A 25094-nucleotide genomic window follows, 5' to 3' on the forward strand; every position below is an offset into this window, starting at 1 on the left:
AGGATGACGAAATGACAAGCAACACCTGGATCCCTGATACAAGCACTCAGGGATGACGTGCGAAAAGATGACGGCGAAAAGATGACGAGCGGATGAAGAAAAGCTTATCACTCAATGAATTACAGACTTGGTTATCTGTATTCTTCTAATAAGCCTGCTAACTCTTTCTTAAAGTCGCCGCCAAGTTTAGGGTCGCGTAAGCCGTATTCAACAAAGGCTTTCATGTAACCCAACTTGTCGCCACAATCGTGTGACTTACCGGTCATGTTAAACGCTTCTACCGTATCTGATTCAATCAACATATCGATAGCGTCTGTGAGCTGAATTTCATCACCAGCACCAGGAAGCGTACGCGCTAATAAGTCCCAAATTTTCGAAGATAGAACATAACGGCCGACAACGGCTAAATTCGATGGCGCTTTACCTGTCTCAGGTTTCTCAACCATATTAAAAATTTTAGTAGAATCACCTGGGTTAATCGTTTCACCGCCACAATCAGCAATACCGTACTTATGTACCTGGTCATCAGGTACTGGCGCGACCATAATTTGGCTTGCTTGCGATTCACGAAAACGAATTAACATTGATGCTAGGTTTTCAGTGCGCTGATCAGCAGAGTATGAGTCTAAAATAACATCAGGCAATACAACGGCAAATGGGTTATCACCAATACAAGGTTTGGCACATAAAATCGCATGGCCTAGCCCTTTCGCTTCACCCTGGCGCACATGCATAATCGTGACATTTTTAGGACAAATAGACTGTACTTCGTGCAACAATTGACGCTTCACACGCTTCTCTAGCGTTGATTCGAGCTCATAAGATTTATCAAAGTGGTTTTCAATTGCGTTTTTACTGGCATGGGTCACCAACACAATCTCTTTAATCCCAGCACTCACACACTCGTCAACAATGTATTGAATGAGTGGTTTATCGACCAAAGGCAACATCTCTTTCGGGATAGCCTTAGTTGCAGGCAACATACGAGTACCCAAACCGGCAACGGGTATAACAACTTTCATAAATATCCTTATTTAGCGTGAGCTAATATCAAAAATAAAAAGGTAAAGAATTAGTATCAAGAACCGTCCACGACTACGTCGTTCCGGCAATGATTTTAAGCCGGAATCCAGGTGTTGGCTCTTACTCTGTTACGTAAGGTCACAAGAAACACCTGGATCCCTGATAACAGATCTCAGGGATGACGTGCGGGTGGAGCGTCAGCTTTACCTAGAACCTAGAAGGACGAAGTCCGCTCTCAGGCGAGCTTGCGAGCTCCTAGAACCTTAAATCGAAACACCTGGATCCCCGATTAAAGCACTCGAGGATGACGAGAAAATGAGATAAAGAAACACCTGGATCCCTGATACAAGCACTCAGGGATGACGTGCTGAGAACCAGAACCTAGAAGGACGAAGTCCGCGCTGGGCGAGCTTGCGAGCTCCTAGAACCTTAAATCGAAGAAACACCTGGATCCCCGATACAAGCACTCGAGGATGACGCGCAAATGAGATAAAGAAACCCCAGGGTCCCTGATAACAGATCTAAGGAATACAGTGCGGATGGAGCAACACCTATTGTCGGTTATCTAGCGATTTTGTGGTTGTCAGATGGTAGATAACGAACTAACCAGCATAAGGTTAAAATAGTTAAAAATAACATGGTGTTGGCAGGTGATTGCAAGTTAAAGTCAACCGTACAGTGGATCAGCATGTGCACTATGGCCATCGCACAGCCAAAGGCGATGCCTTTATAGAGTTTGTTATTACGTAAAAACATGGTTCGGCACGCTAACCATAAACAGTACAGTACCCACAAACCTAATAATCCAGTCACAACCACCCCGTATTCAACGGCAAACTGAATGTAATCATTATGGGCATGGTCATAAAAACCAGAATAAAACTGAGGCTGATACTGTGGGAATACGGTGTAGAAACTGCCACCACCGGTACCTGTAAATAAATGGTCCTGAATAATAGGAATGCTATCAATGACCACTTCATCGCGAGTTTCGGAGCTAAATGAGGTATCTTCTAATCGTTGCTTTACTTTATCAACACCGAAAATAGAACCGACAATTAAGAGGTCCAAAATAAAAATACTCACCACTAAAGGCTTAAATAATGTTGGTGGACGACGATAAATAAACATCGACAACAACGACACAGCACCGAGTGCAGTAAAGAAACCGGCATTGCCCATCCGTGAACGACTTAAAATAAGGCCGATAACCATAATAACAATGGCTAAACGCAAAATGAGTTTCCGACTAAATAATGTTGATAGCAGATCAACCAATCGTTGCCTTAAATCGTACTCATATTTTGTGGTTTTTAATTCTGATAACAGCCAACCAAAAGCAATACTTAAACAAAGCGCTAAATAATTAGCAAAGTGGTTTTGGTAAACGAATGACCCTTTTGCTCTGTCGCCATCGTGATAACCAAAAATAGGTGAAGATTCTAACTGTAGTAAATTCAAAAGCGTGCCGTAAAATGCTTGCAAACACCCCGACAGAATAATAGCGATTAACAACCATCGTAAAGCTTGTGGATGCTGGCAATACTGGCTTAATAGGAGAATAAACAAGATAAAACAAAAGGTTTTTAACAGTTGTTGTGCAGTTTGGTAAGCATCTACCGTATCGATACTGGGGAACCAATTTAACAACTGTAAACACAAATAAACTAATAATAAGCCGGGAGCAATGAGTAAATGCTTTTGCCATCGATAACGTAACAACAAGCTATTATGTTTAAAACAATATGCTACATGCGCAATTGCTAAGCTGACAATAGCAAACTCTAATATCGCTAATGCCCAAATTCGATTGCTGCCCAATGGTATTGGCATCCATATCACTAATGCACAGATAATCAATATCATGGTTTTATCAAATAAGCGCATATTTATGGTTTGAGAGTGTTGGGCGTTCATTAACGGCACATGTCCTTATTAACCCACTGCTCATCAACGGCATTTAAGCTTGGAATTGAATATTTCAAATAAGTGCAAATCACCGAGGTTAATTGGTACTGCGTTGCAAGTTGTTTTAAGTCATTGCGCATGCGCCAATTGGCCATAACAGATTTTCGGGCAACAGCAAATACCAGCTGTTTCTGCTCAACAGTCAAATGTCCCCATGAAGAGAATCCTATTGCCAACCCTTGATGCAACACTTCTGGGGTATAAGGGCCATATACTAATGCTTGCTCTAAATACAGCCAGGCTTGATCAACATCATGCTGAATAAAAGCTAGATTATAAGCGTAATCGCTGTAGGCGTTTGGCCAATGTGGACGCTGTTCAATCGCATCCAAATACAAACGATTAAAAACAGGAGTATTATCTTGAGCTAAATCAGCAAAAACGCCCCACTCCATTACTTTCGCTAACGTTAATAAATAATGAGGGTTTTGACTGTCAATGTTGTAAGCGTAATCAGCAGCTAATAAGGCATTGGAATATTGCAACTTTGTGGGCGCTGCGCTTTGCTGCCATTGGTCAATATAAAATCGAGATTTGAAATGATAGGCATTGGCTAAGCCTTTTTGCAGTAATATGGGCAGTAAAGCTACTAGCACTATTATGATCAGTAAATAACCTGCACGTCTCATTGACCAAATCACTTTACTCATCAATTATCTCGACTGTTCAAATAGTGAATTAGAAATATTATACGGGGTAGCTGTCGTCATTAAGTAGGCATAATCTTCATCAACCAAAGCACTAATTGCATCATAGGCTAACTTCAATTTTGGTGGACGACGATTGATAGAATGACAATCCGAGGCCACAATGGTGTACAATTTTTGTTTTAAAAAGTACTCACTGGTTTGTTGCGGTAATACCCCCATATCACCTAACAATGATGCTGCCGTCAGCTGTAATAAACAACCGGCTTGTACAAAGGGCTTTATTCTATCAGGGTGGCTTTGTAACTCCCGATTGCGCTCGGGGTGAGCAATCATGGGTAATATGTCTTTTGCTAACAACCAACTAATTAATTTATCTGTGCCTGGCGGAATATGGCTGCTGGGTAACTCAAGTAATAATACATTTTTTTGTTGATATTGGCCTAAAAAAGGTAATTGTTGTTGTTCAATAAACAACATAATTTCAGGTGAAATCCTTACTTCTGCAGCAGCACGAATATCGATGTTGAGATCCGTTAATGCTAATGTCGACGTTAGCAACTTAAAAGCAGCATTAATAGTGTGTAAATTATTATCAAAAATACCTAAATGAATATGGGGTGTCGCGACCATACGCGACACCCCTTGCTCTGCTGCCAATTTAACTAAACTGAGCGCCTCGTCAACTGACTTAGCGCCATCATCGATATTAGGTAAAATATGGCAATGCAGATCTATCATGCTTTGGTATTTTCCTTGCCACTATCAGTAGACGGTTTATTTATATACTCAGCACCATAGGCTTGATAATAGCCATAATCACCTTGGTAACTTGCAGCATCTTTTGTGTTAAATTGGTTCAGCACCACACCAAATACTTTACTACGTGCTTGATTTAACTTGGCTAAGGTTAACTTAATGGCTTCACTGCGAGTATGGGCAGATTTTACCACGACGACAGTCGCATCACACAATGAAGTAATAATTAAGGCATCACTCACGGCATGCACCGGCGGCGTATCAATAATAATTTTACTGTATTGTGTTTTTAACTCTGTGAGTAATTCAGCAAACTGAGATGAGGCCAATAACTCTTGTGGATTAAGCGGCACAGCGCCTGCTGGCATAACATCTACATTAGGCTTCACATCTTTTACAATACAATGTTCAATACTCTCAGTGCCCGATAATACATTGGCAAGACCAGGCTGGTAAGTCGGTAAACCAAAACGCAGGCCTAAACTTGATTTACGTAAATCAGCGTCAATAATCAGTACCTTCTCCATCGTGGCATAGGCAAATGCTAAGTTCATAGATGTGGTGGTCTTACCTTCATTAGGGTTAGATGAGGTCACTTCAATGACATTAAGATGACTGCCCATCGCCATTAACGACATGGAGGTTCTTATCGTTCTGACAGCCTCAGCGTGCAATGGGACAGTAGAGTCATAAAAAGAGAAGTTAATATCATCGTAACTTGTGCCTTTTTTAGCTTTAGGGATATACCCTAGTGCACGCTGCGATAATACCTTTTCTACATCATCACTAGTTTTTATGGTGTCATTTAATGCATCAAGCACTAATACCAACGCAATGGCAAAACCTAAACTGGCTATAAAGGCTAAAATAATAATCACTTTCTTTTTAGGCTTTTCAGGCAATAATGGCACCACTGCACGGTCAGTAAAGCGTGCCACGGGCGAATCAAAATCTCCAGTCACTTCAGTCTCTTTTTGGCGCGATAAAAAGCTATCAAATAACTGCCTATTAGTATCAACTTCACGTAATAAGCGCTGAAACTCGGTATCTTTTGTACTGAGGTTTTGGAATGAGCCTTTTGATCGACTAAATTGCGCTTCAAGAGTCTGTAGCGTTTGTGTAGCAGTTTGCGCTTCGTCTTCAATGCCTTGAACTAGGCGACTGATCTGTTTGCGTAAGTTCTGTTGTACCGTCTTAAGTTCTGCCTGGGCAGCAATCATCTTAGGGTGTTTAGGTCCATAAACCTGCTGCAATTCAGATACTTTACGTTCAACCAATACCACTTCGCGTTTCACGTTTTGGATCGATAAATGCGCGGTCACTTCGGGTAAACTTTCTAATCGGCTAATGTCTGTGGCGCCATAACGCTGCACAACCGCCATAAAACTATCGGCTTGCGCTTTGCGTGAACGTGCAACGGTAATTTCGTCACTTAAACGCTCAAGCTCTTTAGCATCAAGCGCTGTTACCCCTTCGACATCAATTAAGCCATTCTCAACTTTAAATTGCTCGAGCTTATGTTCAGACTGATCCAACTTTAAACGTAAATCTTCTAAACGACCACCAAGCCAGGTATTGGCTTTTTGAGTCATACCTAACTTAGCTTCAAGCTGGCTTAAAATATAAATGTCACCTACCGCATTGGCTACTTGAGCTGCTAATACTGGATCTGCGCTTTCATAACTAATATTAACTAATTGAGTTTTACGAACTGGTGACACAGTAATGTTCGCAGAAAAAGCATCTATCAAACGATGTTTAGCGATAGCTTGACTAGCCTGGCTATCGCTTACAACTTCCTGTGGAATAAAGTTTAATTGTGATTTTAACTCGCTAAACCAACTCGGAGGTTGATTAAAGACCGGATGATTAATCAGATCTAAATCATTAAACACACGCTCAGCGATAGAGCGTGATTTAATAATTTCAAACTGGGTTAAATAGTATTCTTGTTGGCCAGAATTAATACCATAAACTTCATCAATTTTGATGGCTTTAGCCTGTTCCGATTCAATCAGTAACGTCGATTTAGCGTTAAAAATGGGCGTCATACTCAGCACTACAAATATGGTTAACGCAGTGACTAATAAGGCAAAAGTCAAAATACGCCATTTAAACCGTAATATCGGCTGCATCAACTTCTTAATATCGATCAGTTGATCCGTCTGTAATCCTGATGGATTAGAAACAGGATTAGAAGAGGCACTTTGTCGTCTTTCTTGGAAGATCATTTAGAAAAATCTCTGTTCAATGGAAATAGTATCGCCAGCTTGAATAGCGCTGTTAATTGTGCCACGTTCAGATTCAACTTTACTGCCCTCACGTGAAATCGAAATTTTCTCTTGCGAGGCACGTTCAGTTAATCCGCCCGCTAATGCTATTGCTTGATTCACCGTCATACCGGGTTGATAAGGGTAACCACCGGGCAGTTTAACCTCACCATGGATATAAAACGGTCGATATTCGACCATCCCAACATACACATTAGGTTCAACAAAATAATCCCCTTTTAAGCCTTTATACACAATTTGCTCTACTTGTTTTATCGTAAGGCCAATTAATGTTAATGAACCTAAAAAAGGATAATTAATGGTACCACTGTTTGTAACTTGAGTTTCTAAGGTTAATGCATCTTCACCATACACTTTAATCACTATGGTATCGCCAGCACCTAAACGGTAACTCTGTGGTTCAGCATTGGCTGTCATTGGCTTAAATGCCAATAACAGCATAAATAATACTGAAATAAATGTTGCTAAATACTTCATGAATTTCCTATAAGGTCATTTCTGCTTTAATAAAGTAAACGTTTCTATCGTAAGCAAATTGACTGTCGGTAGAATCAATTTCAAAGATATCCACTCCGGTATTTAAGGTTAACCAACGGGTCACATAGTAATTCACACCCACTTGATACACTTTACTTTTATCTTCGCGATCCAAACCAGTATAATCATCATTAACTTGTTTGAAACCCAATGATGAGGTAAATAATTCACTCCATTCATGATGCCACTTAATCCCATAGCTGGTGCCTCGAATAAAGTCACCTACACCGTTAGGGTCACGACTGGCTCTACCTGTAGAAAAATCAAAAGCCGAATAGGTTAATGGTTTCCAGGTTACTTTAGCGTCCCAGGAGAGACCATTAAAATCTTCACGATCATTATTATCAAAGCTTTTTTGTTGATAACCAACTTTTATACTGCCCTCTGTAGCGGCTGTGGCGGCCCATTCAACACCAAGCAATGCGGTATTGGTTTTATTGTCACGGTCACCCGTAGGGTCAACCATATCATAAGCAGTATCTACACTTTGAAAATCTAGTAAAATACTGGTTGATGCCTGAGTGTCGTAATAAAATGTCGCGCCGACATTGGTATCGTCGTAATTACGAAATTGGGTAATCGTTTCAAAATTACTGTATTCTTTAGTTAAATAACTCGCATTAGCTCGAATACGAGCAGGGGTGGTTTTCGCGCCGTATTCATAATAACCACCGACACTTGCAATATTATAAGCATTAGGCTCGTTTTGATCTGCGCCACTAGTACCTTCAAAGATTCCACTACCTCGGTCTTCATGACCAACAATATATGCAACATCGAAACCAAATCGTCTAGATTGATTAACATCGACTTCTGCTTTTGCTTTTAGCAGGCCATCTAAATAATTATCATCACTGCTAGAAAAATAATCACCATACTCAAGCGCGGCATCGACTGTAAATACGGTTTGACCATCAATTAACTCAGCTTGCAACGCAGGCGTAACAGTTATAGCCCAGCTATCAAACTTTTCAGACGCAGCATTGGCACTGGTAATGTTGTCGTCATACTTTAATCCAGTGTTTAAGCCCGGCGTAAAATCGATACCAGACTCAGTACGTATCACACCCGCTTTTTCATCTGCCGCCAATATAGGGTTAACGATTAGCATCGAAGCAACAGCAATAGACATACAACTCAATTTAAATGGTACATTCATGATTTAATATCCTTATAAAATATATACATGCAATTAACACAGCCGAGATACGGCAGTGAGTAAAATTAAAACAATAAATAGACAAATAACGGTTTATGGAACGCTTCGCTTACAGGTACTAGGTAATAGGTTTTAGGTACGAGATTCTAGGTACTAGGAATATCTCCGCCCGTCATCCCTGAGTGCCTGTATCAGGGATCCAGGTGCTGCTTTTGACTTTGCTTTAAAGGCATAAAGACAACACCTGGATTCCGGCTAAAAATCATTGCCGGAATGACGTAGAAAAAGACAATGCTTTACCTTCTACGCCCGTCATCTTTTAGCCCGTCATCCCTGAGTGCTTGTATCAGGGATCCAGCTGTTTCTTTTGACTTTGCTTTAAAGGCATAAAGATAACACCTGGATTCCGGCTAAAAACGTTGCCGGAATGACGTAGATAAAGCCAATGCTTTACACTCTACGCCCTTCATCTTTTAGCCCGTCAACCCTGAGTGCTTGTATCAGGGATCCAGCTGTTTCTTTTGACTTTGCTTTAAAGGCATAAAGACAACACCTGGATTCCGGCTAAAAACGTTGCCAGAATGACGTAGAAAAAGCCAATGCTTTACCTTCTACGCCCTTCATCTTTTAGCCCGTCATCCCTGAGTGCTTGTATCAGAGATCCAGCTGTTTCTTGTGACTTTGCTTTAAAGGCATAAAGACAACACCTGGATTCCGGCTAAAAATCATTGCCGGAATGACGTAATGAAAATCAACACCTGGATTCCGGCTAAAAACGTTGCCGGAATGACGTAATGAAACATTACCAAATGATGTAGTAGTGGGCATTACAGGAATGACGCACTAAACATCTAGAATTTTGAAGGACAAGTCCGCTCTCAGGCGAGCTTGCGAGTTCCTAGAACCTCGTACCTCGTAACTAAGATCAATATACGTTCTTCCCAACAAAGCCTTTAAAAAACGTCATAAAGACAATCTTAACATCCCACCAGAGTGACCAGTTGCGGATGTAGGCTAAATCGTACTCCACACGCTTTTCCATCTTATCAAGGGTATCTGTTTCGCCGCGCCAGCCGTTCACTTGTGCCCAGCCGGTAATGCCAGGAAGCACTTTATGGCGCAGCATATAATAAGTCACTAATTTACGATATTCTTCATTATGTGCAACTGCATGTGGGCGTGGGCCTACCACAGACATATCGCCTTTTAATACATTAAAGAACTGCGGTAACTCATCCAATGACGTACGGCGAATAAATGCGCCAACTTTGGTAATACGTGCATCACCTTTACTGGCTTGCACGACCTTGTTGGAATTCTCAGTGACCGTCATTGAGCGAAACTTCCACACCTTAATTTTCCTACCATCTAATCCATAACGATCTTGTTTAAACAAAATCGCCCCTGGAGAAGACATATAAACCGCAATCGATACCGCTAACAACACAGGGGAAATAGCAACAATGGCACAAAAACTAAATACAATATCGAAGCTACGTTTATAAAAACGTTTCATGCCATTGACTGGTGATTCGAACACACTAATCGTATCCATCTCACCCACACTGCCAATACGGCCATTCATAAGATTTTTAAGTAAAAAATCAGGAATAATTAACACATCAACAGTGCTATCACCTAATGCCTGGATAATATCGGCTATACGTTGTTCTGCCAATAGAGGTAAACAAATATACAACTTTTGAATGTCGCCACTTTTAGCCAGTTCGATGGCTTGGTTAATATTACCTTCTATTAACTTAGGCTCTAAATCAACTATTCTACCTGGTTCTCTATCATCAAAAAAGCCTATACAATCAAAGCCTAAATCGTCATGCATCCATATCTCGTTATATAAATCCATTCCAGTTTTTGTTAAACCAATTATAGCAACTTTTTCAACACTATAACCTTTACTTCGTCTAAATCGTTTTATTTTCCTTAGTAAAAGCCGCCAACTCAATAAAAGAAATACAGATACTAAATACCAACCAACAACAACGACACGAGAATACAATTCACCATATTTCATGACAAACAAAAAGGCTACGATCAATAGATAACATATAGTTAAAATAGTAATAAGCATACGGCACATGTGAGAAAACTTACCTAGACGCCATGACCTATACAAGCCGAATGATTCACTAAAATAACTGAATAATAAAAGTAGACCTGCAAGGACTAATAAATAATCCTTACTAAAATAAACTGAATAGCTATGCAAAATCATAAACAAAGATAACATTATTAATGTCAAGTCTACTAAACGTGGTAAAAAACTAGATTTAGAATCAACAAACTGAAAGCTTGAGGCGCTATCCATAAAAAACCTTCTTATTACATATTTATTTTTATTAAAGTATGTAGGTTACATTTGACAATTAAACTAAATACGAAGAATTATAATAGCTAAGTGAATTTGAAATTGTAAAAAACGCAAACCAATATAGGTTAGATAATAAAAATACACATTACATATACAAAATTAAAATTAAACTGTTGAAAACAATTTTACTGATTACTTTTGCAATATATCTCTTCGTAACTAACAATTAATTCACTCCAAACTGAAACCTTAAAATCAATAAAGCTTGAAATAAAATCACTTCGATAAACATTATCTGTCATTAGCTTACTCATCATCAACAAAATAGCTTTTGAAGACAATTCAATTAAAAATCTTTCGTCAAACATCAACTTGAATGCATTTATATTTGAACATATAACAGGTATACCGTTATTTACAGCTTCGACAGCAGCTAATGGATAACCTTCTGAAAGAGATGGCATTATGAGAAAATCAACTTTAGAATATATTTCTTCCATTTTAATAGGATCCAAATAACCTAATAGTTTTATTTTTGTTGACAAATAACGATCATTTTTTATTTGACATATAAGAGGGCTATCATTTAGATAGGGCCCCGCAAAAAAAACTTCGAAATTAATGTCTCTTAGAGCTGGATTATTCTCAAAGAGTTTTATAGCTTTAACAAGTAAGATACCACCTTTAACACTTTTATCACCACCGATAAACAAAAAACTAAACTTATTCATGTTGACTTTCAATGAGGATTTCTCTAAATCGAGTCTAAAGTTATGATTAAATAGACTATCAGATATTCCATTTGTAATTGTTATTAATTTACTACTTAAAGATGGATAACTCTCCTTCATAAAGGTCTCAATTTGTGGAGAAACGCATGTAATTACATCTGCATTGGAGAGTTTTTTTATAAAAGTTTTATGTTTGATTACATATGTTAACTCATTTTCTTTTTTTAAATTTAAAAAACCATGTAATGTATATATAAATCTTATAGACTTATCTATTTCACGAATGGAACAACTTAATAAAAAATCATACATAAGGTGAGAATGAATAATTTTTATATTATTACTTTTCAAAAAACAATATGTTGATTTAACTTTGGAAAGCAATAACAATTTCGATATGTCAAAAAAAGGTCTAGCACGAATAATAATTCGTTGTGCTAAACTGGAGTTTAAAAGAGGATAAATATTACCTAAAGAAAATATATTTTCAGAAGCAACATGTGCTGCATAATAGTCTTTAATCTCATTATTAACAATTAGGAAAGGTTCATACTTAGTTTTATCGACTCTTTTTATTATTTCGAGCAATACCTTTTCAGCTCCACCCAATCCATTGGAAACAATAAAAAAAGCAACTTTTATTCTCTTCATAATAAATTCTATCTTATTAATAGCATTTAATAAAATCACATAAACGTATCAACTCATCTGACTTAGTTAAGCTTCCACATTTAAGGTTTTCGTTTTCGTTTTCGTTCAAAAGGTTAATTAATTCGCTTTCATCTAAAGCAACATAAATGCCAGCCGTATTAGAAAAAGATTGGACTGTAGATAATTGGTGGTCATTTCTATGCTCGCTGTATCGTAGTTCACGTGGTAATAATATTATCGGTTTTTTATACTCTAAAGCTGTGATAATACTACCCATTCCTGCGTGCGAAACTATACAGGTAGATGATTTAATAAGGGTTGTGTATTCCTCTTGATTAGCATGCTCTAATACTTGAATATTACTATAAACGTTAGTATCATCAAAAACTTGTGCTATTACCTTTGTAGAACTTTCGCTAGCCCATCTATCAACTATTCCAACTAGCCGTGGAAACGACAACTGAGTACCAACTGTCACAAAAATCATAATACACGCCCTTTATACTTAATCTTATTTGTTTCCAATAAATCCCATTGAGTTAATACTGTAATACTAAAAAGCTGTGCAACTCTTGCTGACATAGAAACTTTCTCAGAATTTGCAAGACTATCGATCCATAGTACCTTAACGTTAAACATTTTAAAAAAAATTAAAGCGATTAGCCCTGGAGCCGCACCAGTTGTTATGACCAAGTTAGGTGAAAATTCACTTTTTATCTTAATTAGTTTTGGAATAATATTAATTATTCCAAAAATGAAATTGTTACGATTAAAATCATTTATATTGAAATATTTAAACTTAGATTCAAACTTTTCATAAGTAGATGAAATTGCAATATCACAATTTTCACAAGATAAATTACCCGCAATTCTTAAAAGTTGAATCCAATGACCGCCAGGGGATGATATAAATAAAATATTTTTCATATTAACTCGCTTTGAATTTTTCTAAAATAGAAGAGATTATATCTTTCGCAGAAAACTTTGATATCGAATCACTTATATTTTTATGTATAAAATTATTTCTTTGACTATACATAGACCTTATGCCTTCAAGAAAAGAAGCATAAGAAAAATCATGTACAATTAAACCATTTAAACCTTCCTGAATGACAGTACTTGCCTCTCCGGTATTAAATGTTAAAGCGGGAGTTCCACATGCCAAAGACTCCATTAATGCAATAGACATTCCTTCTGTTAAACTAGTGGATACATACAAATCACATGCAACATATAGATCTTTAATTTTATAATGCTCAATACGTCCAAGGAAAAGCACTCTATTTTGAATTCCATTTTGTTTAGCAAACTCAATACAGTTATCTAAATATGGACCATCACCTACTATAATTAAAGAAAAATTTTCTGGTAAATCTACAATACAAGTTAATAACATCATCAAGTTTTTTGACTTATTAATGCGGCCAATCGATAACAAATAATAGTTATTTGGTAACAAATCAAACTTTGATATCACTTTAAGTTTTACATTTACCCTTTCTGTTTCATAATAAAATAGTTTACTATCAGCCCAAGTTGGAAAGAAATAAATTTCCTTGCGTTTATGTAGCAATCTCTTTAAGTAATGACAACTCTGATTATTGACTGAAAAAAAACCATTTATATTAGGTTCAATTTTTTTTAGTAAATATTTATAAACACTAGGAAAATACTTCCAATAAGATTCTCCACTTTTCCTTTCTAAGTAATGACTTATATCATAATGGAAGTTTACAAAATATCTAGAATTAGCATTCATTTTGATGAATGAATATTCAAATCTTTGTAAAAAAAATGTAGCTCTTTTGTCAAATAAGTTTTTAAATTTATTTAAACCTAAAACAAATTTAAACAATAAAGGAGTAAATGATTTTGTTGGGATGTTTTTGTCGGTACATACCGGTAGAAAAAAAATATTAAACCCATCTAAATTTATTACTTGTAATTTACCGACTTCTTTTGCATTTTTTGTAACACCGACAATTACAACTTCATATTTTTCATATATTTCTTTAGCAAATGATATAACATACTTGCCTACTCCACCTATATTTTTACTACGAGGATCAAACTGCCAAATAATGTATATTTTATCTAATTTCATGCTTAACACTTTCCATAAAATGATATAGCTTTTCAGAAACAATATCCCAAGAATTAAAATTAAGTTCGAAAGTCGAATTATCAAAACTTAAACACATGAAATCTTTTAACCCTTGGCAAACAGACTTTGGGTTGTCACCAACCAGAACACCATTACTATTATTTATATAAATAGAATTACCCAAAGTGGCTGTTGCGAGCACAGGCAAACCTGTTGCAAGATATTCAATTGTCTTAGTAACTGGTTGCTTATCATAAAAAGGAGTTATAGGAACATATGCAACACCTACATTAGCTTTTTTTATATATTCGTATGACTCCTTGTGATTAAGAAATCCTGTTAATTTAACAACCTCATTTAATCCGTTTGAAAAAACCTCCCTATTAATCAAATCATAATCTTCTTTACTACCGTGTCCGATTATATACATTGAATTAACAACACCACCACTGTTTATATAGATAGATAATCCTTTAATAAATTCATGCAAATTTCTTCCTGTATATGTCCCAATATAAACTAAATTAAATCCATTTTTATAGTCAGTATTATCTAGCTTACCAAATGAGTCAGCACCTAATGGTAAAATACAGTCGAACTTAACATTTAATCTTTTGGCAACACTTTCTGAAATAACAGTAATCTTCTTATAAAATAGACTGTCAAATTTTAAAATGCTATCTTCTAAAAATCGTTTATATTTAGATTTGTTTACAGAAGATGTTCTAATATCCAGAATGACATTTTTGTTCATCAGAGCGATTGGAAAACAAAATTTAAAGTGTTTTACAAATATGACATCATAGTTGTTTATCTTTATTAAATCTAAAATCGATTTAAAAAACAAATAAACTCTGCTTATAAAATAAGCATCTCTTTTAACGTAAATAACATTTATTTTATTTGATTCGAATTTATCAAACCCAAAATCGAAACAGATATAAGTAACATCGTTATCTGCTGATAAGCATTCACAATACTTATATGTATCAAGATGGTAACCAAATTGGTTGTTATTAACAATCAGGATTTTCATATTCAAACCTTATAGAAATTGCAGCCATCGTTATACCCATATACAAATAACTGTAGAGAAAGTCAGTATAAAAAACACCTATAATAAAATTTATTATCATGAAAACTTTAAAATAATAATAAAAATCTTTTATTGCACCTAAAGACTTTTTTAACATTAAATATAAGTAAGAAAATATAATTATAATTCCAAAAAACCCAAAATCGCTATGCAATCTGAAAAAACCAATTTTTGTACCTTCGAAAATTCTATAATAAGACAGTTTATCTGCTACTACGCCTGATATACCAGAGTTGTTTGCTATTAATGAAGAACCCAGTCCAAATCCAAATAGGTTTTCTATAAATGACAATCCATTTATGTACTCAAAGTAAATTTGGTATTTCAATACTCTCCCTACATCATATTCCCACTCTTTATATAAGTAATCATCAATAAAGTCCTGATCTATTGAACTCAAACCTTGACCATACATTATGTCTAAATAATAATCTATTAAATACAAAATCACGAATGAAAAAATTGCAATATAGAACTTACTTAACTTTTTAAATTTGTCATCTATAATAAATACGAACATGAGATATGCTATAACAATTATATATACGATTTTAGTTTCATTAATTAAAACAGGTATGAGTAAACATAGTGAATAAAAAAAGTCCCATTTAGAATTTGCAGTTAACAACCTAGAAAAACTTATAGCCAATAAGAAAAGTGTTAAGACCCCGCTCCCCCCCTGACCAAAAACACCAACTACATCATCTCCAGTATGATTATCACTTATGAGTCGTTGAATGATAGATAGTGGTATACAAATAAGAGCTATTAAATTTACATATTCAACGACGAAATATTTAAATTCTTTTTTATTATAAAAAAAAGGTTCAAAATAAATATATTTAAAACCTAATATAGACAAAGTGATTACTATTAATGAAGTACCATAATAAACAGATAACAAAGAATAGAATAAACTAAAAAATAAAAATAGTAATAACTTATTCCCATTATACTGGCGAGAGTACAAACCTAAAACAATAACTAAAGGAAGTATAACAATTTCTATATGCCTTAAAAAAGTTAGTTCTCCAAAACTATCAGCAAAACTAATGAGTAATATTAGAAAAAAATAAACTAATACGCCAAAATTTAAACCTTTATATTTATAATAAATCAAAAGACTTTACCTGTATATCTATTAAAAAAAACATAATATACTTTAAGTGAAATCAATACAAAAAACTGCAAAATTGTTGCAATCAGAACACCTGCCAAACCCATATCACGTAATAAAAATAAAAGCATTACATAGAACAGGCTAGAAAATGTAACTATAAAAAAACCTTCTTTCATTTTACCGACTGACAAAAACAATGGATGTATCCAAACAAAAACTAAAGAAAGACCTTGAATTGACATAAACATTAAAAGTTCATTTTTATATAAAGTGAGTTTACTAGAAAAAACATGTTCATTTACCATTTCATAAAGTAGATACGTAAAAGACAATGAAACTATTGTTACTAAAAACATCAACAGAGAAATTTTTATTATTATTTTATATATACTACCAACCTTACCCTCATGTAACATTTCTGAGAATTTTGGAAATGATATTTGACTTATAGGATCGGCTATTTGACCTAAAAGTTGTGATACTCTTTTCATTATATTGTATACACCGACTAACTCCAACCCCATCAAATAGGCTATAATAACTCTATCGAATTGCGTTACTGGCAAATCCGATATTGAGTTGCCCCATGACCAAAACGCAAAATTTGTGATCCTTTTTTTTGAAATAGCATTTATCAAACTTGATTCATCTTTATTTCTTTTATACTCCATGTATACGTAAGTAAATGCTAAAACCCATAAAGCTCCATCTATAAAAACAAAACTAATAAAAAGAACTTTTACGTCTTCATGATAGAAAGTTGCAAAAACTAACTTTATGCATGAAGAAATAAATTGTATCAATGAAAGAATATAAAACTTACTTTGAGATCTAAAAAAACCTAACACCACACCTGAATTAATAAAATAACCAAAAAAAATACTAAAAACAATTAGCAAGATATTTTCAACTACTACTGAATAGAAACAAAAATACAAAATAAAAAATAAAATTAAAGCAGTAAAGAAATAACAAACCAATTCTAAAAAATATGAAATCTTTAACACCTCATTTAATTTAATCTCATATGAGAACTTTACTATTGCTTGCCAAACTGGTGGTTTTGATATTATAACCCAAGACACTATACATGATTGATACAATACAAATTCGCCATATTCTTTAACGCTTAAATCAGCAATTAATATTGCAGCTATAATGAATGCTGACAATGCCAAGCTAATATTCCCTAGAAACACCGAAACCAATTTAAACTTATCATTCATTTATTTATTAGCCTTAATACATCATTCTTCTAGTTCTAGTTCTAGTTCTAGTTCTATTATTTTAAAAACGATTATCCAACGCAAGCATTGTAATACTTACAAATATCTAATTTTAGTTTATTGTTCTACAGTTTTCTCTCGAATTCTTATCTGTTTTTTTGGCTAATTAACTAATCAATAACATTTATTCATACTGTTCTATTATTATAAACCTAATTTCTTAAATTTAGTTTTAATCAGCCTTAGATTATAAAATTTATATTCAAGCATCCATGAACAGCAATTGCACTATGTCTAGTTGTCTCAGATCAAATAACCGTGTAATCCGGTGGTGACTACGAATAATTATTTGACCCTTCTATCCAAAACCATTTAAACCTCTTTTTTTATTAGGTTTTATTTTTTAATAGTGACTTTCTGCTAATCCGTTTTACTTTTAGTCAGAGCCAAACAAGTCTCTAGTATAGACTTTATCAGCGATATCACTTAATTCATCAGCGATTCTATTCGATACAATTACATCTGCATCGGTTTTAAATTGTTCAAGATTACGATAGACCTTTGAATTGAAGAACTCGTCTTGCTGCATAACGGGTTCGTAAATAATCACTTCTACACCTTTAGCTTTAATACGCTTCATTATGCCTTGAATACTTGATGCTCTAAAGTTGTCTGAACCTGACTTCATGATTAAGCGGTAGATGCCCACTGTTTTAGGGTTACGCTTTAAAATTGATTCGGCTATAAAGTCTTTACGTGTGGTATTGGAATCGACAATAGCGGTAATCAGGTTGTTAGGCACTGAAGCATAATTTGCACGTAACTGCTTAGTGTCTTTTGGTAAGCAATATCCACCATAACCAAATGATGGGTTGTTGTAATGATTGCCTATGCGCGGGTCTAAACAGACACCGTCGATAATTTGCTTACTGTCGAGTCCGTGTGCTTCTGCGTAGGTGTCTAGCTCGTTAAAGTAGGCAACACGCAGTGCTAGATAAGTATTTGAAAATAACTTAACTGCTTCAGCTTCGGTTGAGTGGGTAAACAGCACTTCGATGCCTTGCTTAATTGCGCCTTGTAGTAATAAGTTGGCAAAAGTCTGCGCACGTTCGCTTTGCTCACCGACGATAATACGTGATGGGTACAAGTTGTCGTGTAATGCTTTGCCCTCGCGTAAAAATTCTGGCGAGAAGATAATGTTTGAGCAATTAAGCTGCTGTTTAATTTGTTCGGTGTAGCCTACTGGTACAGTTGATTTGATAATCATCACGGCATTAGGGTTAATTTTGATGACATCGTGAATAACAGACTCTACAGATGAGGTATTAAAGTAGTTAGTTTTTGGGTCGTAGTCTGTTGGGGTTGCAATTATAACGAAGTCAGCATCTTTATAGGCTAATTCTTTATCGAGTGTTGCTTTGAAGTTTAATGGTTTGTTTGCGAGAAAGTCTTCGATTTCGACGTCGGCTATCGGTGAGATTTTAGCGTTAAGTTGGCTAATTTTCTCTTCTATTATATCGACAGCGATAACTTCATTGTGCTGTGCCAATAGCATTGCGTTTGATAGGCCAACATAACCCGTGCCTGCGATAGCAATTTTCATCTTGTAAACTTCCTGTTGATCTTAAATTGGTTTCAATGCGTATTTTGTAGAAGAAGGTGCTAGGTGCTAGGACCTCGCAAGCTCGCCTGAGAACGGACTTCGTCCTTCTAGTGGCTAGATAACGGTGTACGTAACGCTTCGCTTACTGATTCTAGGTTCTAGGTTCTAGGTTCTAGGTTCTAGGTAAAAGCATAAAGGTCATAAAGATAAAGCAACACCTGGATCCCTGATACAAACATTCAGGGATGACGTGCGGGTGGTGCAAAGCTTTTACGGCCTCAGTCAAAAGCAACACCTGGATCCCCGATACAAGCACTCGAGGATGACGTGCGGGTGGAGCAAACTTTTATTACCTAGAACCTAGAAGGACGAAGTCCGCGCTGGGCGAGCTTGCGAGCTCCTAGAACCTTAAATCTAAGCAACACCTGGATCCCTGATAGAAGCATTCGAGGATGACGCGCGGGTGTTGCAAAGCCTTTAGAGCAACACCTGGATCCCTGATACAAGCATTCAGGGATGACGTGCGGGAGGTGCTACATTTAGGTTCTAGCATGACGAGATTATTAGATGATAGGTAAAGTGCTTTTACCTAAAAAAAGGCACGCTACCGCCACTAGATTGCAGCCTCTAGATTGCTGTAAAAAACTGTTAAGTTGTTATTTTAAAAGTTTATTTCTATATTTTTAACACTTTTAAAGTTGAATTTGAAAACTATGGAGCAAATTTTTAGAGGTTTGACGTTTTGGTTTGAAATAGTAGAAAGGATCCCTTTTGAGCTAAGCTCGTGGCGGTTAGATGGCTATTTGACTGCTTGTCGTTGACTGCTTTGTCGTTAGACTCCTTGTTGTTAGCAAGGGTCATTCGATTGCTTATCGTTCGACTGTTGGTCATTTGCCAGAAGAGTCTATTGACTCACTAACTCACACACTAACTCACACACTAACTCACACACTAACTCACACACTAACTCACACACTAATTTGCTAACTCGCTTTGCGTCACTGAGTGAGTGTTTACACACACCCTAAATGATGTAAATGGGATACTGCAGGAACAACAATGATATGAGATCGCATCGGTAACTAATGAGGTTAAATCAGATGATTTTTTGCCTCAACAACAGTTCTCGCTGGCATCATGCCTTGTATGAATGTTCCTTTTCTACTATCTGTTTTTACGTCCGTCCTCTTAATTGCTGGCAATTATAATGTATACGGTAAGTTAATGACAGTTTTTTGACGATCTTTTATAAAGTGCTATTTTTACGTCTTTTTGTGCAATTTTTAGCTGTAATTAGTAAAAATAAACCTTAAGTTTACGTTTGCTCACATTGGTTACTACCAATAGCCTTTGTCAGCCTAGATTTTTCTGAAGAATACAATTGGCTTTTTATTTTCGTTATTTATGCTTGATTCAAATGCATCATAAAGAAACGTTATGGGTAAATAGCACCAAACTGGTGCGTAACATATTTCGCTCGTTCCAGTCTGTTTTAATCAAGCCTTGAATCTGCAATCCATTTTTACAACCAAACAACTTATTGTTAAATAACAATAATCTTATTTTAATCAATCCAAAATAAAATTGATTCAAATTTAGAGACGAAAATTTCAGTTCCACCGCCCCCCTTTAAAGATGAAAAATTTCTACGTTCACCTTTTTAACAAACAATTTACATGCCAATAAAATGACAGTGTCAGCGATCGCTTTTATGTTGTAATGCGATTGATGTTCTATCGGGTAAGCTTTAGTGATAGAACTTTTGATTTACTGGTATGTGTAAAGTGAGTGTTATCAACGATTACTTCGCCATAATATTGTCGTTTAAGTATTAACTAGATTATGATAGACATTGATTTAACGTTATTTTTTGTAAAATAATTACCATTTTATTCTTTTGTGTCATTTATAGCGGAATTTACCTATTAGACTCTTGTTGTTTTGTGTTGATAAGTATCGTCATTGGCTTGTGTTGTCAGTGGTGTATTCGGCTGTGTGTATTGCGACCATCACCGATAATCTATTTACTCAAGATTTTTTTAGCCAGGTAGAGCAACGCTATGGCGCTAAACGATTAGATGATTTTATTGATTGGCAAGAAACGATTAACAAAGGGATAAACTCGAGTGATGAAGATAGGCTTTTTTTAGCTAATCAGTTTGCTAATCGCAGAATTCGCTTTACAAGTGATAGTGAGCATTGGGGTAAAGGTGATTATTGGGCAACACCTATAGAGTCGTTAGGGACTAAAGGTGGCGATTGTGAAGACTTTGCGATTTTTAAGTATTTTACCTTAAAGGCCATGGGCGTTGATGAAAGTAAAATGCGCCTGATGTATGTGCGAGCATTGTTGATAAATGAACCGCATATGGTATTGATTTATTTTGACAATCCCAAAGCGATGCCGCTTGTACTCGATAATTTAAAAACCAGGATATTACCGGCAAACCAACGCAGTGACTTAAAGCCTGTTTATTCGTTTAACGGCCAGGGATTATGGTTAGCTAAGGCGCAAGGTCTTGGCAGTACTAAGCCCACCAGCAGTGGCACTAAAAGTTGGACTGATTTAGTGAATAGAATTGAAAACGGTGAATAACCGACTATGAGACATGGAGCAAATGATGGTGACGAAGACAATGTTTACTAAGGGAATATCATTAAGGTTGCAGTTATATCTGCTAATTAGCTGCTTATCAATTTTTAGCTTTGGGGCTGCGCTGTATAACAACGTGGCTAATATGCGGAATTACTTAAATGAGCAACTGGCCTCACATGCGCAAGGTGCTGCTCACAGTTTAGGTTTGTCTATTTCACCTTATATGGATGAAGAAGGCCTGGTGATTGCCGAGACCATGACCAATGCTATTTTCGATTCGGGCTATTACCAACATATTACGTTTACCGATTTGGATGGCAAACTGATATTTGAGCGCACGAACCCGCAAGGAAACTTTGCGGTACCGCAATGGTTTATCGATTGGTTTACCTTGCACCCACCTGTGATGACCAGTGAAGTTAGCGATGGCTGGCGTATTGCAGGGCAACTTAAGGTGCAGTCGCACGCGGGTACCTCTTACAAAAGTTTGTGGGACCATGCGGTCAGTAGTTTAATGACGACATTATTGCAATTGGTTATTGCCCTTATTTGTGCTTATTTGATTTTGAAAGCGGTGTTAAATCCACTGCGCAGTATTGAAAAACAAGCTGAGTCGGTGATTCAAAAACGCTTTAGCATTAATTCAATTAACCCTTTCACTTCTGAACTGCGCACTGTGGTTAATGCGATTAACCGTATGGTTGAGAATATTCAGCGATCGTTTAACGAGCAAACTCAGCTAGCAGAAGCGTTATCAAAAGAAGTGTATATCGACCCTCATACAGGGCTGCCTAATCGCCGAGCTTTATTAAAACGCTTTGAGTCTATTCAAGCTGAGTACGACCAGCATGGTAATCGATTTTATTTAGGCCTGGTGTCGATGGCATCTTTAAAACATGTTAACGATAATGAAGGTTATGGCAGTGGCGATGATTATATTTTGTCTGGTGCGCAGTTATTCAGTAAGCAAATAAGCGCGTTACAAGATGCGACTTTTTACCGTATTTCTGGCTCTGAGTTTGCCTTTTTGAGCTTGTTAACCGAAGAAGCGGCTAAAGAGATAGATCAACAAATTGCCGCTAACATTATGATTGAGAGTTCGAGTCGGTTTAATCATGGTTTTGCTAAGCATTCGCTTACGCGTGTTAATCATGAAGAAGATTTTGCCGAAGTGGTGAAACGATTGGATCATCAGCTTGTGCACAATCAATATGCCGAAAATGATACAGGCCTAGTCACGGCTCAGATGATGAAAAAAAACCATTCTCGCGAAGAATGGGTCGGTATTTTAACTCAGTTTACTGAATACTTTAAAAATGAGATTAGCCACTGTAACAGCAAAGACTTTGCCATTAAGTGCATTCCATTGGATAAGATTTTCGATTTAATGCTCCAGCCTGTGGTTGATAATAATCAGTCAATTTTATACGTCGAGTCGTTTGTTCGCTTTAAAGTTGAAGGCGAAGTGTTATCGACCTTAGATGTGTTTGCGATGGCTGAACGACTTGGTGTTTTGCAAGAGCTAGAACAGGCTGTTGTGTGCTTCATTTTTTATAAATTACAACACATCGAACATACTCGTGTGGCTATCAATATTAGTAACCGTGCGTTACATAATCCGGTATTTACTGAATGGTTGTTCGATCTTTATCAAAAAATGCACAAAACGCTTCCACCACTTTTGTATGAATTTAATGAGTCTGCGGCGATGCTTTCTTTGGAATCGACCGAGCGATTTATCCGTCAGGCTAAGCAATTAGATATTGATATTGCGATTGAACGTTTTGGCTCAAGTTTGACTTCGTTTTGTTATATTAGAAACTTAAACATTGATTACATTAAGATTGATGCTAGTTACGTCCGTGATATAGCTGAGTCTGATACACGCTTTTTTGTACAAACCATTACTCAGATTTGTCATGGGATTGGTATTAAAATCATCGCTCCACAGGTAGAGTCGGCTATGATAGGTGAGCATTTTTCACTCATGAACATCGACGGTTTGCAAGGGAATGGATTGTATGCCGTACGGAATTTCAGTACAATCATTCCTGCTAATGCAACAAACACATGGACAAGTGCATTGGAGTTGAATAACTTTAGCCACTCACTGAATCACGAGGCAACATAATGCGTAAGAATAAATTAACCCTGTTATTAGTTTCAGCATTAATGACTACAGGCATGTCTGCTGGAGTGATTGCAGCTGAAGAGACTTTAACCGCAAGCACTCAGAATGCACCTGTATCTGATGTATCGGCCCAATTAGCCAATGCATTTATTGCCGCTAATGGTGATGAAGCTTTAATTATTGAAGCGATTCAAGCTGCTTCTGCTGGGGGTTTAAGCCCTGATGAAATTTTAGCGATTGCGATTGCAAACGGTATAGACCCTGCCATTGTTGCTGCTAACCTTGAAGAGTTACAGACCGCAGCTGGCGGCGCATTTGGTGCAGCTCCTGCTCCTGGCGGCCCAGGTTTTGGCGGCGGTTCAGGCGGCGGCGCTGGAACTATTTCGAGCAACTAATCTAAAAGCTAGTTTTCATTAATTAGCTTAGCTAAACAGAAGCCCATTAATTTGGGCTTTTTTGTGGGTTAAAAAAAGAATAGAGACTAGGAACTCGCAAGCTCGCCCGGGAGCGGACTACGTCCTTCTAGTGACTAGATAACGGTATACAGAACGCATCGCTTACGGAATGCATGGGCTAAGTTCGAGATACTAGGTACTAGGTACTAGGTACTAGGTACTAGGTACTAGGTTCTAGGTAAAGCTATCGCCCCACTCGCCCGCCATCTTTATGCCGTCATCCCTGAGTGCTCGTATCAGGGATCCAGGTGTTTCTTTTGACCTTGCTTGGGCATTAAAAAACAAAAAGCCAACACCTGGATTCCGGCTCAACAGCATTGCTGGAACGACGTGGTAGTGGGCGGTATTTGAATACGAATTAGTAAAAGACGTTGTAGTGGGCGTTGTTTGAATAAAGTAGTGGTAAGCATTACCTACGGGCATGTAGTTGTTGGCCCTACCCGCACGTCATCCCTGAGTGCTTGTATCAGGGATCCAGGTGTTTCTTTTGACCTTGTACAAAAGCAAAAAGCTAACACCTGGATTCCGGCTTAAAATCATTGCCGGAAAGACGTGGTAGTGGGCGTTGTTTGTATACGAATGAGCAAACAACCAAGTAGTGGCATGCAAGTGTTGCCCTACTCGTACATCATCTTTTGCCGTCATCCTCAAATGCTTTAATTGGGGAT

At 36.7% G+C, this 25094-nt stretch carries 19 protein-coding genes; 3 read left to right on the top strand and 16 right to left on the bottom strand.

All coding sequences use genetic code 11. From position 1 onward, the window contains the following. Nucleotides 1–131 precede the first annotated feature (131 nt). The 16 genes from galU to ACROAE_RS10010 all read right to left on the bottom strand — a co-directional run bounded on the left by galU (nt 132) and on the right by ACROAE_RS10010 (nt 19244). Nucleotides 132–1022 (bottom strand): UTP--glucose-1-phosphate uridylyltransferase GalU, encoded by an 891-nt coding sequence (galU, locus tag ACROAE_RS09935; protein WP_432401265.1) that lies wholly within the window; start codon nt 1020–1022, stop codon nt 132–134. A 562-nt stretch (nt 1023–1584) separates the two neighbouring features. Next, the gene (locus ACROAE_RS09940) at nt 1585–2940 is read right to left on the bottom strand and encodes an O-antigen ligase family protein (RefSeq protein ID WP_432401267.1); all 1356 of its coding nucleotides are present in this window, start codon (nt 2938–2940) and stop codon (nt 1585–1587) included. Then, on the bottom strand, nt 2940–3641 hold the full coding sequence (locus tag ACROAE_RS09945; RefSeq protein WP_432401269.1) for a hypothetical protein: 702 nt from the start codon (nt 3639–3641) through the stop codon (nt 2940–2942). The genes ACROAE_RS09940 and ACROAE_RS09945 overlap by 1 nt, the downstream gene beginning before the upstream one ends. 3 nt (nt 3642–3644) lie before the next feature. Further along, nucleotides 3645–4379 (bottom strand): tyrosine-protein phosphatase, encoded by a 735-nt coding sequence (locus ACROAE_RS09950; RefSeq protein ID WP_432401271.1) that lies wholly within the window; start codon nt 4377–4379, stop codon nt 3645–3647. Next, nucleotides 4376–6628, bottom strand: a complete 2253-nt coding sequence (locus ACROAE_RS09955; protein WP_432401273.1) for a GumC family protein — start codon at nt 6626–6628, stop codon at nt 4376–4378. Before ACROAE_RS09955 ends, ACROAE_RS09950 begins: the two co-directional genes overlap by 4 nt. Beyond that, on the bottom strand, nt 6629–7165 hold the full coding sequence (locus ACROAE_RS09960; RefSeq protein WP_432401276.1) for a polysaccharide biosynthesis/export family protein: 537 nt from the start codon (nt 7163–7165) through the stop codon (nt 6629–6631). It abuts the gene before it with no gap. A gap of 7 nt (nt 7166–7172) precedes the next feature. After that, complete coding sequence (locus ACROAE_RS09965) at nt 7173–8384, bottom strand: outer membrane beta-barrel protein (protein WP_432401278.1); 1212 nt, start codon at nt 8382–8384, stop codon at nt 7173–7175. A gap of 925 nt (nt 8385–9309) precedes the next feature. Next, entirely contained in the window at nt 9310–10710 is a 1401-nt protein-coding gene (locus tag ACROAE_RS09970) for an undecaprenyl-phosphate glucose phosphotransferase (protein ID WP_432401280.1), read from the bottom strand. A gap of 188 nt (nt 10711–10898) precedes the next feature. Then, entirely contained in the window at nt 10899–12095 is a 1197-nt protein-coding gene (locus ACROAE_RS09975; protein ID WP_432401282.1) for a glycosyltransferase family 4 protein, read from the bottom strand. 16 nt (nt 12096–12111) lie between these two features. Beyond that, a complete protein-coding gene (locus tag ACROAE_RS09980; RefSeq protein ID WP_432401284.1) occupies nt 12112–12582 on the bottom strand; it encodes a glycosyltransferase in 471 nt (156 codons plus the stop codon). Continuing rightward, nucleotides 12579–13022, bottom strand: a complete 444-nt coding sequence (locus ACROAE_RS09985) for a hypothetical protein (protein WP_432401286.1) — start codon at nt 13020–13022, stop codon at nt 12579–12581. Before ACROAE_RS09985 ends, ACROAE_RS09980 begins: the two co-directional genes overlap by 4 nt. Before the next feature lies 1 nt (nt 13023). Continuing rightward, complete coding sequence (locus tag ACROAE_RS09990; RefSeq protein ID WP_432401288.1) at nt 13024–14199, bottom strand: glycosyltransferase; 1176 nt, start codon at nt 14197–14199, stop codon at nt 13024–13026. Next, nucleotides 14186–15235: a glycosyltransferase gene (locus ACROAE_RS09995; RefSeq protein WP_432401290.1), complete on the bottom strand. Its 1050-nt coding sequence runs from the start codon at nt 15233–15235 to the stop codon at nt 14186–14188. Before ACROAE_RS09995 ends, ACROAE_RS09990 begins: the two co-directional genes overlap by 14 nt. Then, entirely contained in the window at nt 15216–16415 is a 1200-nt protein-coding gene (locus ACROAE_RS10000) for a hypothetical protein (protein ID WP_432401292.1), read from the bottom strand. Before ACROAE_RS10000 ends, ACROAE_RS09995 begins: the two co-directional genes overlap by 20 nt. Beyond that, nucleotides 16412–17641 (bottom strand): lipopolysaccharide biosynthesis protein, encoded by a 1230-nt coding sequence (locus tag ACROAE_RS10005; RefSeq protein WP_432401294.1) that lies wholly within the window; start codon nt 17639–17641, stop codon nt 16412–16414. The genes ACROAE_RS10000 and ACROAE_RS10005 overlap by 4 nt, the downstream gene beginning before the upstream one ends. A gap of 436 nt (nt 17642–18077) precedes the next feature. After that, nucleotides 18078–19244 (bottom strand): nucleotide sugar dehydrogenase, encoded by a 1167-nt coding sequence (locus tag ACROAE_RS10010; protein ID WP_432401296.1) that lies wholly within the window; start codon nt 19242–19244, stop codon nt 18078–18080. 1936 nt (nt 19245–21180) lie between these two features. On the opposite strand from ACROAE_RS10010, the gene ACROAE_RS10015 reads away from it, so the two are divergent. Genes ACROAE_RS10015 through ACROAE_RS10025 form a run of 3 tightly spaced genes read left to right on the top strand, consistent with a single transcriptional unit; the run spans nt 21181 to nt 24366 of the window. Further along, the gene (locus tag ACROAE_RS10015; protein WP_432401298.1) at nt 21181–21840 is read left to right on the top strand and encodes a transglutaminase-like cysteine peptidase; all 660 of its coding nucleotides are present in this window, start codon (nt 21181–21183) and stop codon (nt 21838–21840) included. 40 nt (nt 21841–21880) lie between these two features. Further along, the gene (locus ACROAE_RS10020) at nt 21881–23971 is read left to right on the top strand and encodes a bifunctional diguanylate cyclase/phosphodiesterase (RefSeq protein WP_432401301.1); all 2091 of its coding nucleotides are present in this window, start codon (nt 21881–21883) and stop codon (nt 23969–23971) included. Continuing rightward, the gene (locus ACROAE_RS10025) at nt 23971–24366 is read left to right on the top strand and encodes a hypothetical protein (RefSeq protein ID WP_432401303.1); all 396 of its coding nucleotides are present in this window, start codon (nt 23971–23973) and stop codon (nt 24364–24366) included. The genes ACROAE_RS10020 and ACROAE_RS10025 overlap by 1 nt, the downstream gene beginning before the upstream one ends. Nucleotides 24367–25094 lie beyond the last annotated feature (728 nt).

The organism is Shewanella sp. MF05960 (assembly GCF_050849305.1).
Taxonomy (GTDB): Bacteria; Pseudomonadota; Gammaproteobacteria; order Enterobacterales; family Shewanellaceae; genus Shewanella.